Source organism: Flavihumibacter profundi (assembly GCF_020076305.1).
GTDB classification, from domain to species: Bacteria; Bacteroidota; Bacteroidia; order Chitinophagales; family Chitinophagaceae; genus Flavihumibacter; species Flavihumibacter profundi.
The window spans coordinates 1,257,648-1,270,162 of record NZ_JAIQXE010000001.1 but is presented as its reverse complement, the minus strand read 5'-3'; the positions used below and the strand labels follow the sequence as shown (position 1 = coordinate 1,270,162).

Annotated in this window: 11 protein-coding genes; 7 read left to right on the top strand and 4 right to left on the bottom strand. The window is 43.2% G+C overall.

From position 1 onward, the window contains the following. Window positions 1-13: 13 nt before the first annotated feature. The gene (locus LAQ65_RS05430) at window positions 14-502 is read left to right on the top strand and encodes a DUF6702 family protein (RefSeq protein WP_224115927.1); all 489 of its coding nucleotides are present in this window, start codon (window positions 14-16) and stop codon (window positions 500-502) included. Here the strand turns inward: LAQ65_RS05430 and LAQ65_RS05425 are convergent. Together LAQ65_RS05425 and LAQ65_RS05420 are read right to left on the bottom strand one after the other, a co-directional pair. Further along, complete coding sequence (locus LAQ65_RS05425; protein WP_224115926.1) at window positions 499-1,800, bottom strand: hemolysin family protein; 1,302 nt, start codon at window positions 1,798-1,800, stop codon at window positions 499-501. The genes LAQ65_RS05430 and LAQ65_RS05425 overlap by 4 nt on opposite strands. 13 nt (window positions 1,801-1,813) lie before the next feature. Beyond that, the gene (locus tag LAQ65_RS05420; protein WP_224115925.1) at window positions 1,814-2,422 is read right to left on the bottom strand and encodes a phosphatase PAP2 family protein; all 609 of its coding nucleotides are present in this window, start codon (window positions 2,420-2,422) and stop codon (window positions 1,814-1,816) included. Window positions 2,423-2,480: 58 nt separating this feature from the next. Here LAQ65_RS05420 and LAQ65_RS05415 point away from each other — a divergent pair, with 58 nt between their 5' ends. Further along, entirely contained in the window at window positions 2,481-4,469 is a 1,989-nt protein-coding gene (locus tag LAQ65_RS05415) for an LTA synthase family protein (RefSeq protein ID WP_224115924.1), read from the top strand. Between the two features lie 6 nt (window positions 4,470-4,475). Here LAQ65_RS05415 and LAQ65_RS05410 read toward each other — a convergent pair whose 3' ends face one another. Then, window positions 4,476-5,222, bottom strand: coding sequence for a class I SAM-dependent methyltransferase (locus LAQ65_RS05410; protein WP_224115923.1), 747 nt, complete (start codon window positions 5,220-5,222; stop codon window positions 4,476-4,478). Window positions 5,223-5,342: 120 nt separating this feature from the next. On the opposite strand from LAQ65_RS05410, the gene glmM reads away from it, so the two are divergent. Both glmM and LAQ65_RS05400 read left to right on the top strand, forming a co-directional pair. Beyond that, entirely contained in the window at window positions 5,343-6,722 is a 1,380-nt protein-coding gene (gene glmM / locus LAQ65_RS05405; RefSeq protein ID WP_224115922.1) for a phosphoglucosamine mutase, read from the top strand. A 72-nt stretch (window positions 6,723-6,794) separates the two neighbouring features. Further along, on the top strand, window positions 6,795-7,922 hold the full coding sequence (locus tag LAQ65_RS05400; RefSeq protein WP_224115921.1) for a cysteine desulfurase family protein: 1,128 nt from the start codon (window positions 6,795-6,797) through the stop codon (window positions 7,920-7,922). On the opposite strand, the gene mutS is transcribed toward LAQ65_RS05400, so the two are convergent. Beyond that, window positions 7,919-10,516 (bottom strand): DNA mismatch repair protein MutS, encoded by a 2,598-nt coding sequence (gene mutS, locus LAQ65_RS05395; RefSeq protein ID WP_224115920.1) that lies wholly within the window; start codon window positions 10,514-10,516, stop codon window positions 7,919-7,921. The two genes, LAQ65_RS05400 and mutS, sit on opposite strands and share 4 nt — an antisense overlap. Window positions 10,517-10,615: 99 nt before the next feature. Between mutS and LAQ65_RS05390 the strand changes: the two genes are divergently transcribed. The 3 genes from LAQ65_RS05390 to ruvX are packed head-to-tail and all read left to right on the top strand — an operon-like array spanning window position 10,616 to window position 12,497. Continuing rightward, complete coding sequence (locus LAQ65_RS05390) at window positions 10,616-11,143, top strand: RNA methyltransferase (RefSeq protein ID WP_224115919.1); 528 nt, start codon at window positions 10,616-10,618, stop codon at window positions 11,141-11,143. 30 nt (window positions 11,144-11,173) lie between these two features. Then, on the top strand, window positions 11,174-12,082 hold the full coding sequence (locus LAQ65_RS05385; protein ID WP_224115918.1) for a UbiA-like polyprenyltransferase: 909 nt from the start codon (window positions 11,174-11,176) through the stop codon (window positions 12,080-12,082). A gap of 1 nt (window position 12,083) precedes the next feature. Beyond that, on the top strand, window positions 12,084-12,497 hold the full coding sequence (gene ruvX / locus LAQ65_RS05380) for a Holliday junction resolvase RuvX (RefSeq protein ID WP_224115917.1): 414 nt from the start codon (window positions 12,084-12,086) through the stop codon (window positions 12,495-12,497). Window positions 12,498-12,515: the final 18 nt, after the last annotated feature.

Sequence of the window (12,515 nt, the reverse complement as noted above, 5' to 3'; positions counted from 1 at the left end):
ATTTTAATGTTCAATGGCTCCTGTATATTATAAATGGTTATCTACTGCAATTCTTGCCTTAATGCACCCGTTTTTTGTAGGCGTTACTGAAATTCAGCATAATTCAAAAGACCATACACTTGAAATCAGCGTCAAACTTTTTGCCGATGATTTTGAAAAAGCCCTTGCAAAAATCAATAATGTTCCTGTTGACCTTACCCAGCCTAAAGACAGTGTAAGGACCAACCAGTTTGTGGCCAGTTACCTCCAGAAACACCTTTTGCTGAAATTAAATGGGAAACCTGTACAAATGGTATTTATTGGGTTTGAAAAAGAACGTGAAGCAGCCTGGTGTTTTTTACAGGTTAACAATGTGCCATCGGTCCAGAAAATCGAAATCGATAATACGCTGTTGTATGATGCCTTCGACCAGCAGATAAACCTGATGCATGTTATTGTAAATGGTGAAAGGAAAAGTACCAAACTGGCATACCCCGACCAGCATACTGAGTTTGTCTTTTAGTCTCCCTCATCCATTCCTTCACGGATGCCTGCCGAAATAGTGACCAGTATCTTATCGATACGCAGTGAATCCATATCTACAATTTCAAATTTGAACCCTTTCCATTCGAGCAGGTCGCCGGTATGCGGTATACGTTCCAGTTTGTGCAGTATAAAGCCGGCCAGGGTATTGAATTCATGTTCACCTTCGTTCATCCAGTCCGTCATTTCAAAACGCGACAGGAAATCGTAGAAGGGTATTTGTGCATCCACAAGGTAACTGCCGTCTTCTCTTTTTACGATTTCATAATCTTCAATATCAGGTTGTGGCAAATCCCCAACAATCGCTTCCAGGATATCATTCAGTGTAATCATTCCCTGAACGCTGCCATATTCGTCAACAATAAAGCAAGAGTGTAGCTTCCCTTCTTTAAATCGCTCCAGCACACGGTAGGCGGAATTGTTTTCCGGTACAAACATGGCGGGTTTCATAATATGTTTAAACAGCGTCAGGTCATTGGTTATGTATAGATCTTTAATAGATACCACGCCTTTGATATTGTCAATGTTACCATCGCAAATTGGGTATATGGAATGTGGTTCCTTCACGATCTTTTCTTTAATAGATACTTCATTATCATTCATGTCAAACCACACAATATCACTGCGGTGGGTCATTAATGAGGTGATGTTTCTATCGCCCAGGTGAAAAACCCTTTCAATGATTTCCTGTTCGGCCTCATCTATAGTTCCCTGCTCTGTTCCTTCGCTTATAATGGCTTTGATCTCTTCTTCTGTTACCTGGGTATCATTGCGCTGAACATTCAGCAGTTTTGACAAAACGTGGGTCGACTTACTCAACAGCCAGATAAACGGATGCGTGATCCGGCTCAATATTTTCATGGGGCCTGCTACCAGTTTGGCGATTTTTTCAGGATTGGACAAGCCAATTCTTTTAGGTAACAATTCACCCAGCACGAGGCTGAAATAGGTAATGATGATTACTATAACAGCAGTTGCCAGTCCACTGCTATACTTTGCTAATACAGGGATACCTGCTAAAAATGCCTCAACATTATGGGTTAAAGTTTCACCCGAAAATATACCTGTAAGGATGCCAATCAGGGTAATTCCTATTTGAACTGTCGATAAAAATGTGTCAGGATGATTGGCCAGGTCCAGGGCTTCTTTAGCCCTGGCATCCCCTTTGGTAGCCTGGCCTTCCAGTCGGGCTTTCCGGGCGGAAACCAAAGCGATTTCTGCCATGGAAAATAATCCGTTCAGTAATATTAACCCAAGTATGATAAGAATTTCAGTCATTATACAGTATTGTTCATCCTGACCCTAAAGACGGCAGGCCTATTTTTTTATTGAAGATAACACTCATTCCGTAACCGATAAAGGATCCTGTTAGTCCGCCAAAGAACACATCCAGCGGGTAATGCACCCCGACATAGACCTGTGCATACGAAACGGCTAAGGCCATCACCAGCAGTGCATACACCCATTTCCCCGTGAAATGCCTCATTGTAAATATTACAAAGAAGGCAAATCCGAAATGATTGGTAGCATGCGAAGAGGTAAAACTGCTGCTAACCGGGCAATAACGCACAAAAAAACGTATGTGGTCCGCAATTGATGGGTCACGGCAAGGCCGCAGCCTGAAAATAAAGCTCTTTATTAGGTTACTGCTTACCTGGTCTGTAATGGTAACGGTTAGTACACCGCCCAGGATCCATAACCATCCCTTTTTGCCAAAATTCAGGGCAGCCAGTACTATGAAAAAGAGGTAAAGGGGGATCCAGAAATCGGTTTCCCGTATATGCTGAAATATGGTATCCAATAAGGGATTATTCCATTCACTGTTGATACGAATCATCAGTGCCTTGTCAAATTCAATTAGCCGGTCGATCAGGTCCATGGAGTATTGTAACGTTAACAAAAATAAGTAGTTGTAAGGAACAGCGAAGAAGTTTAAATAATTCCGACTTTTGCATACTATGAATAAAGTGCCCCGTCCCGTTAGATGGACCCTTACGATTTTCGGCATATTGCTTTTGGCAATGACTGCTGCTCGGATTTTTGCCTGGTATGTTTTTCGTATACCTGTAGTTGAAAGCGGGGGGATTGGGCCCACCTTTTGGCTGGGACTTCGCTACGATGCCAGGGTGGCAGCAGCAATAGGCCTGTTTATACTATTATTATGCAGTTTTCCAGTGCTTAACCCTTTTCGGAATCCCCGTGCAATCAGGGGATGGAACTGGTTTTTTGTCATCATTTGCCTCACCCTGACCTTGTTTTATGTAGTTGATTTTTTACATTTTCGCTATCTGAACCAGCGCTTGAATGCAAGTGCCCTTACTTACCTGGAAGATACTTCCATCTCTGCTGGTATGGTTTGGCAGACCTACCCGGTACTTCGAATATTCCTGGTCGTTATTATTGCCACCTGGCTGTTTTATCGCTTTGTTAAAAGCTTATTCCGGTCAATTGCAAATGGCACTTTGGTTAAAGCCAGGTGGATGGGTATCAGTTCCAGCATTATTTGCGGTTTGTTTTTTGCGGTTTGTATTTTTGGGCGTGTTGGCCAATATCCCCTCAGGTGGAGCGATGCTTTTAACCTGGGCAATGATTTTAAGGCCAATATTGCACTCAATCCCGTTCAATCCTTTTTCAGTTCATTTAGTTTTCGGTCTTCTTCCTATGATGCTGCGAAACTTAAACAGGTATACCCGGCAATGGCCGCCTATCTTGGCGTTGAACATCCCGATAGCACGAAGTTTACTTTCGAAAGGCAGGTTCAGCCTGATACCATTGCAAACTGGCAGGGGCAAGGCAAACCGAATATTATCCTGGTAATCTGTGAAAGTTTTAGTGGTTATAAGAGCTCAATGTGGGGCAGCCCCCTGAATACTACACCCTATTTCGCAGAACTCTGCAAAAATGGGCTGTTTTTTGACAATTGTTTCAGTCCGCTTATCGGTACAGCAAAAGGCGTTTGGGCTACACTTACCGGCATTCCTGATGTTGAACTCGTAAAAACCGCCAGCCGAAATCCAATGATGGTTGATCAGCATACTATCATTAATAATTTCGATCAGCATAAGAAGTATTATTTCCTGGGTGGAAGTACCAGCTGGGCAAATATCCGGGGTATATTGACTAATAATATACATGGGTTAAATATATATGAGGAGGGAAGTTATGATGTGCCAAAAGTTGATGTTTGGGGAATCAGTGATAAAAATCTTTTCCTGGAAGCAGATAAAGTATTACAAAAGGAAGACAAGCCATTCTTCGCAGTAATTCAAACTGCTGATAACCACAGGCCGTATACTATACCGGAGGAAGACAGGGCAGGAGTGGGACTGATCAATTTCCCTACTGACAGCCTGCACAAATACGGCTTTGAATCGAATGACGAACTGAATGCTTTCAGGTATACCGATTATTGTTTCAAACAGTTTATGGAAGCGGCCAGGAAATCACCCTATTTCGAAAATACCATTTTTGTATTTGTAGGTGACCATGGCATTGCCGGCAATGCAGGCCCCTTGTTTCCAAAGTCCTGGACAGAAAACCATTTGTCAGCCCATCATATTCCCCTCTTGTTTTATGCTCCGGGTAAAATCAAAGCAGCCCGGTTACATGACCTTGCCTCCCAGGTAGATGTTTTGCCTACCATAGCAGGTATTGCTAATATTCCTTACCGGAATACCAGCCTCGGGCGCGACCTTTTGGTGTCTCATCAGTTGGATAATGGCCTCCACAACAAGGCATTTATTCTGGATTACAACAATAAAAGCCTTGGCGTTATCCAGGAACCATATTATTATACAAAAAAAATGGAGGGGAAGGCCAGTGCCATGGTATGGGCTGATTTTAACCGTCGGCCGGAGGGAACAATTCCTGCAACCACAGATTATGAATGGTGGTCGCAGGCATATTTCCAAACAGCCCGGTATATGTTGCTGCACAATAAAAAATAGGGGAGATCAGGTGGCCTGTTTCCGGGCAATCATAATTAGCCGGGGTGATTTTTTTACGTCGTAATTACCAAAATCATAATCGCCAAAAACCTCCTGGATCTGCAAATGGTGGAAGGAAAACATATCGTTGAAGTCGCCAAGCGAAAATTTGGCGACTTTCTCCATGAATTCCAATGGTGCGCCGAGTGCTTCATCTTCCACGATTATTTTTTTATAGAAATGGGTTTCATCGTGCCATTTTGTGATATAATAGTTCACCCCGTCAATTTGCTCGTCCTGTTTAAAAACAAGGTGGTCTTCAGCATAATGCACATTCAGGTAATCCATTACAAAAGTCCCGCCGGCACTTAAAGATTGGGCAATGGTGCGTATGGCATTATAGTGTTCCCTTTCAGTTCTGAAATATCCGAAACTGGTGAAGAAATTAAACGCATATTGAAAGTAATTCACCCTAAAAGGAAGGCGCATGTCGTGTTTGTAAAAGTGGAGGTTTTCATTTTCTGCAAGTAATGCTTCAGCAATACTATCTTTAGAAATATCAATGCCGGTAACATCAAAGCCCATGGCTGCCAGGCTCCTTGCATGCCGGCCCCTGCCACAGGCAACATCCAGCATAGTTGCTCCCGGTGCGGGTTTCAGGTGTTTAATCAGCTTATTGATAAATTTATCGGCTTCTGCCTCATCACGTTTGAAGTAAAGCTGGTGATAATATGGAGAGCTAAACCAATCCTGGAACCAACTGCCGGTCGACATGTACCTAAATTTTCACCAAAAGTAATGTGGCGGGGGCAAATTATCGGAAATCTTAATATCCAAATCTGTTCGACACTCCAAGGAATCGCTTATTTTTGATACAATTAAACCTCTGAAACTGTGGCATTGATAAAAAGCATTTCTGGCATTCGTGGCACCATTGGTGGGCATCCTACGGAAAATTTAACGCCGCTTGATATCGTCAGGTTCACAGCAGCATACGGCACTATGCTTGCTGTCCAAAATAAAACCCCAAAGGTGGTTATTGGCCGTGATGGCCGGATATCTGGTGAAATGGTGAGCCAGCTGGTTGTACAAACATTAATTGGACTAGGCATCCATGTCGTTGACCTTGGGTTATCTACGACCCCAACTGTTGAATTGGCAGTCACCTGGGAAAAAGCAGATGGTGGTATTATTATTACCGCCAGCCATAACCCCAAAGAATGGAACGCTTTGAAACTTCTAAATAAAGACGGTGAATTTATTTCAGCAGAAGCAGGCAGGCAGGTACTTGACCTCGCCGCACGCGATGCGTTTCAATTTATAAGCGTTGATAAATTGGGCAGCTATGCTATCAATAAGGATTACCTCGTTAAGCATATTGATGCGGTTTTGCATTATCCCTTGGTAAATGCCGCGGCTATCAGGTCCAGGCATTTTAAAGTTGTGGTTGATGCGATCAATTCATCGGGGGCATTTGCTATCCCAGGTTTGCTCAAAGCACTTGGTGTAGATGATGTTATTGTATTAAATGAAGAAGTAAATGGCCGGTTTGCCCATAATCCGGAGCCTTTGCCGGAAAACCTGGTGCAATTGAGTGCTGAAGTGAAAAAAAACGGGGCATCTTTTGGCATAGCAGTAGATCCCGATGTAGACCGGCTTTGCTTCGTTTGCGAAGATGGTAGTATGTTCGGTGAAGAATTCACCCTTGTTGCAGTTGCAGATTATGTGCTGTCGCATAGGCCTGGAAATAGTGTTTCAAATATGTCTTCCACAAAAGCACTTAAGGAAATAACCCTTAAGCATGGCGGGGAATATTTCCCCTCAGCGGTAGGTGAAGTGAATGTGGTTAATCGTATGAAGGAAAAACACGCGGTAATAGGTGGAGAAGGAAATGGCGGTATTATCGTCCCAGACTTCCATTACGGCAGGGATGCGCTGATTGGTATCGGCCTTTTCCTGAGCGCACTGGCCCAGCATAAAAACGGGATTAAGTCATTCAGGACCAGGTACCCCGACTATTTTATCTCAAAGAATAAAATTGAACTGGAGAAACACATTAATGTGGCTGATATATTTGATAAAATTAAAAAGAAGTATAAAAAACAGCCAATTAATACGGAAGACGGACTGAAAATCGAATTTGATAATGATTGGGTGCATTTGCGCACCTCAAATACAGAGCCGATTATTCGCATTTATGCAGAAAGTAATTTCGAGACAACTGCAAATAATATAGCCCTCAGGCTGATGCAGGATATAAAAGAGTTCATCTGATAAGTCAAAATATTTACGGAAATTTGCGGCTCCCCGGGATTAGGGGAGCTTTTTTTGTATAAAATTCAACAAGTGGCAAGGATTTATTTGGATAACGCAGCAACAACCTCCCTCGACCCCCGGGTTTTAGAGGCCATGATGCCATACCTGACGGAAAAATTCGGCAATCCCTCGTCAATTTATTCCTATGGAAGGGAAAGCCGCCTCGCCATTGAAAACGCCCGTAAATCAGTAGCAAAAATCCTAGGTGCACATCCTGCAGAAATTTTTTTTACATCAGGGGGAACTGAAAGCAGCAATACCGCTATTTGTGCATCGGTCCGGGATCTTGGTTGCAGGCATATTATAAGTTCGCCTATTGAACATCATGCAACAACACATACTGTAGAATACCTGTCCCACAATGGTGAAGCAGCTTTGAGTTATGTAAAAATTAAACCTGATGGGCATATAGATTTGAGTCACCTGGAAATATTACTTAAAAAAAGTACTGAGAAATGCCTGGTCAGCCTGATGCATGCCAATAATGAGATCGGCAACCTGCTCGATATGCATTCAGTTGGTGAACTTTGTAAAAAACACAACGCTATATTTCATTCCGATACTGTTCAAACCGTTGGCCATTATCCTTTTGATTTGAGGAATACCCCTGTTCATTTTATTACCGGGGCCGGACATAAATTTCATGGTCCCAAGGGGGTCGGGATTTTATACATTAATGAGAATGTGCAAATTAAGCCAATGATCCATGGGGGTTCACAGGAAAGGAATATGCGGGCCGGCACAGAAAACCTTTATGGAATTGTGGGTTTTGCGAAAGCCCTGGAATTGGCCACGGACAGTTACGATGAAGATCGGATGTATATCACCGTATTGAAAAAATATATGGCAGAGCAATTGGAGCAAAATATTGAAGGCGTTCATTTCAACGGAGATGTTTTTGGTGATAGCCTGTATGCTGTTTTGAATGTTTCCTTCCCTAAGACAGAAAAGTCTGAAATGATATTATTCAACCTCGATATCAATGGGATTTGTGCTTCCGGCGGAAGCGCCTGCACCAGCGGCGTGGATATGGGCTCGCACGTGATAAGGCATATTAACAATAATCCCAACCTTGTTGCCGTAAGGTTCTCCTTTAGCCGGCACAATACAAAAGAAGAAATTGACCTTGTCGTTGAAAAATTGAAGAGGATGATTTAATGGATCATATTTTTGATCTCCTGAAGTTTAAGTAGTGCTTCTACTGGGGTAAGCCTGTTAATGTCGAGGCCTTCCAGCATTTTCCGGATATTGTCGAATGTTTGAGTATGTACATCAAAAATCGACAATTGCATTCGTGGGCCGCCAAGGTCCTTAACTTTCTCGGTTACATCACCTACCTGTTTTGCTTCCAACTGTAATAAAATTTCATTGGCCCTTGTAATCAGGGGTGCGGGCATACCTGCCATTTTCGCCACGTGTATACCAAAGCTATGTGTACTGCCTCCAGGTGCCAGCTTCCTTAAAAAAATGATTTTATTGCCTATTTCCTTATTGGTGATATGGAAATTTTTTACCCTTTGCCATTTGTTCTCCAGTTCATTCAGTTCATGGTAGTGGGTGGCAAACAAAGTCAATGGCATTTGTGCTGCCTGATGGAGGTATTCCACGATACTCCATGCTATGGAAATTCCATCATAGGTTGATGTACCACGGCCAATTTCATCAAGCAAAATAAGGCTTCTGCTGGTTACATTGTTCAGGATGCTGGCAGTTTCATTCATTTCAACCATGAATGTAGATTCCCCCCCGCTAAGGTTATCTGAAGCGCCTACCCTTGTAAAAATTTTATCAGTTACAGGCAGAAATGCATCGTCAGCAGAAACAAAGGAACCCATATGGGCCATCAGGGTAATTATTGCCACCTGTCGTAACAAAGCGCTTTTACCGCTCATATTCGGACCAGTCAGGATTATAACTTGCTGGTCTGTTTTGTTTAGTACAATATCATTGGAAACGTATTGGTCTCCTGCATTTAAAAACCGTTCTATTACAGGGTGCCTGCCAGCTTTTATTATTAATTCCTCGCCATCGTGTATTCGTGGCCGCTTGTAATTAAACTGGAGGGCATTTTGCGCGAAGCAAAGCAGGCAATCCAGGATGGCCAGGATATTACCATTGGTTTGTATAGGCGAAAGGTAATCCTGCAATTCATTTAGCAATGCTTCAAATAATGCAAGTTCAATCTGGAAGATTTTATCTTCTGCCCCGGTGATTTTTTCCTCATATTCCTTAAGCTCGGGGGTAATATATCGTTCTGCATTGGTAAGGGTTTGCTTACGCGTCCAGCTTGCGGGTACCTTGTTTTTATGGGTATTTGTTACTTCAAGGAAGTAACCAAATACATTATTGAACCCGATTTTAAGGGAAGGTATTCCTGTATTTATGGATTCCTGTTGCTGCATTTGCACCAGGTACTCTTTGCCATTACTTGCTATCTGGCGGAGCTCATCCAGTTCGCCATGTATTCCCTGCCGGATAAAACTTCCTTTTGACGTTGTGGGTGGTGGGTTTTCTACCAGTTCGGCCTGAATCTTCCCGGCAATAAAAGTGCAGGGATTCAGTGTGTCAGAAAGCCTTCTCAAATAATCATTACTGCTTCCGCCACACAAATCCTTAATGGCGGCAACCTGTTGTAGTCCCCTTGACAACTGCAGCACTTCCCTCGGGCCAATTTTTTTCAGGGGAATCTTGCTCACCAGCCTTTCCACATCACCACACTGTTTAATATTTTGTGCCAGGTGGGTGCGAAGATCAACCGCACCTATAAGGTGTTCCACAAGGGTGAGCCGCTCATTAATCCGTACGGCATCTTTCAATGGGAAGACGATCCAGCGTTTCAAGAGACGGGCACCCATTGGTGATACTGTTTGGTCCAACACTTTCAATAACGTATGTCCTTCACTGTTTGGTACCCCAAGTAATTCCAGGTTCCTGATCGTGAACCGGTCCATCCATAAAAAATCCTCCTTGTCAATCCTTTGCATGGATGTGATATGCTGCAGGTTGGGATGCTCTGTGTCTTTCAGGTAATGTAAAATGGCACCAGCTGCAATCAGGCCGTTAGTAAGGCTCTCTACGCCAAATCCTTTCAACGAATGGGTCTGGAAGTGTTTTAGCAGAATGTCCTTTGCATAGTTATCCTGGAATATCCATTCATCCAGGGTGTATGTATAGAATTTGGTGCCGAAATATTCCTTGAATTGCTTTTGCCGGTGACGTTGGAACAACACTTCCGCAGGCTGGAAGCTTTGCAGCAATTTATCGGCATACTCGCGGTCACCTTCAGCAATGAAAAATTCACCTGTTGAAATATCCAGGAAAGCGATCCCGTAACTATCATCGCTCACAAAACATAAACTGGCCAGGAAGTTATTGGAATGGTGCTCCAGCAATTTCTCATTGGTAGCTGTACCCGGTGTAACCATTTCTGTTACACCTCTTTTGACAATTCCTTTTACCTGCCTGGGGTCTTCCAGCTGATCACAAATAGCCACGCGGTAACCTGCTTTTACCAGCTTGTGTAGGTAGGTATCCAGGGAATGGTAAGGAAAACCAGCCAGTTCAGAAGATGAAGCAGCACCATTATTACGGCGGGTTAAGGTAATGCCCAGAACCTGGGAAGCAATTATTGCATCTTGTCCAAAGGTTTCATAAAAATCACCCACCCTGAACAACAGCACTGCATCAGGATACCTTTGTTTGATAGCCTTGTGCTGCTGCATTAGGGGGGTATCGGCGCTGCTTTTCGACATAACTGAAAAATAGGGAATTCCACCGGATTCACCGGAAAGTGGGCAAAATTAAGGAAGTGGGACGCTTAATGCAGTTTATTAAGCACTTATCTTTGCTGCATGCAGAAAAAGTCCATGCATGACCTCGATCGTAAGAGTGTAGAAGAGTTCAGGAATTCCCAGAAAACGCCTATTGTAATTGTTTTGGATAATGTACGCAGTATGCACAATGTTGGCAGCGTGTTCCGCACTGCAGATGCATTCCTGGTAGAAGCTGTTTTACTTTGTGGATATACACCTGTGCCACCACATCGTGATATTCATAAAACGGCCCTTGGCGCAACAGAAACTGTAACCTGGAAGTATTTCCCCCAAACACTCAATGCAGTGGAGTATTTAAAAAAGGATGGATATGGGATTTATGCCATTGAACAGGTTACCGGTAGTTTTTTATTGAACCAGCTCGATATTGAACCAAAGGAAAAGCTGGCTATTGTTTTTGGAAATGAAGTGGTTGGGGTAGATGCCGCAGTTTTAGAGCAATGCAACGGCTCTATTGAAATACCCCAGCTTGGCATGAAACATTCCCTGAATATATCAGTTGCGGCTGGTATAGTTATGTGGGAACTGATGCGTGAAAGGCTCTAAGCTTATTGATTAACTAATTGGGAAATTAAAATGTCACTGATCAAGAATTACCTGAGCCTCATTAAATTTTCGCATACCATTTTTGCTATGCCTTTTGCAATGATCGGTTTTTTCCTGGCCGTTTTCAAGCCCCCTTTATATGGGACATTGAATGAAACAATGGATTTGAGTACGCACTTATCCGGTCAGGTAATTATTAAAAAGCTTGCACTGGTTATTGCCTGCATGGTAATGGCCAGAAGTGCAGCTATGGCTTTTAACCGTTACCTGGACAGGCATTTCGATGCGAAAAACCCAAGAACCGCTATCCGGGAAATTCCCGCAGGTATAATTTCCGCAGACCGCGCATTATTGTTTACCATTATTTGTAGCCTTCTGTTTGTAGTTTGCAGCTGGTTGATAAACCCGCTCTGTTTTTTCCTTTCACCAATTGCCTTGCTGGTAATACTCGGATACAGCTTTACAAAAAGATTCACTGCGCTCTGCCACCTTGTACTAGGATTGGGGCTTTCGCTTGCACCAATAGGTTCCTACCTGGCGGTAACGGGTACATTTAACTGGCTGCCCATTCTTTTTTCATTTGCTGTAATTTTCTGGGTAAGCGGTTTTGATATCATTTATGCGCTGCAGGATGAAGAATTTGACCGGTCCCAGGAACTTCACTCCATTCCGGCCGCAATTGGCCGGATAAAAGCCCTCCGGGTGTCAGAATTCCTGCATTCGCTAAGTGCCACGGCTGTTGTCCTGGCAGGCATCTATGGTCAATTTGGCTGGTGGTATTGGCTGGGTGTATTAATTTTTACAGGAATGCTCCTGTACCAGCATTCCATTGTAAAACCCAATGACCTGAGCCGTGTGAACATTGCCTTCATGACTGCCAATGGTATAGCCAGCGTTGTTTTTGCAGGATTTGTCATCACTGATTTAATTGTACATTAAAATGGCCAGGATATTAGCAATTGATTATGGTGGTAAAAGGACCGGACTGGCAGTTACTGATCCCTTCCAGATTATCGCAAGCGGACTTACTACGGTACCATCAGGTGAACTCATTGCTTTCCTGAAGAACTATTTTCAGCAGGAAGTTGTAGAACTTATCATCATCGGTGAACCCAAAAACTGGGATGATTCAGATACCCATGCTACCCCGCTTGTTGAAGCCTGTATTAAAAGCCTTAAAAAGAACTTCCCCGATAAGCCTATCCTTAAAGTAGATGAACGATATACCTCTAAAATGGCCAAACAAAGCATGCTGGAAAGCGGCATGAAAAAAAAAGACCGCCGGAACAAGGCACTGGTTGACGAAATCGCTGCAACAATTATGCTGCAGGAATACCTCGGCAGAAGCTTTTAACCAATCTATAAGCCACAA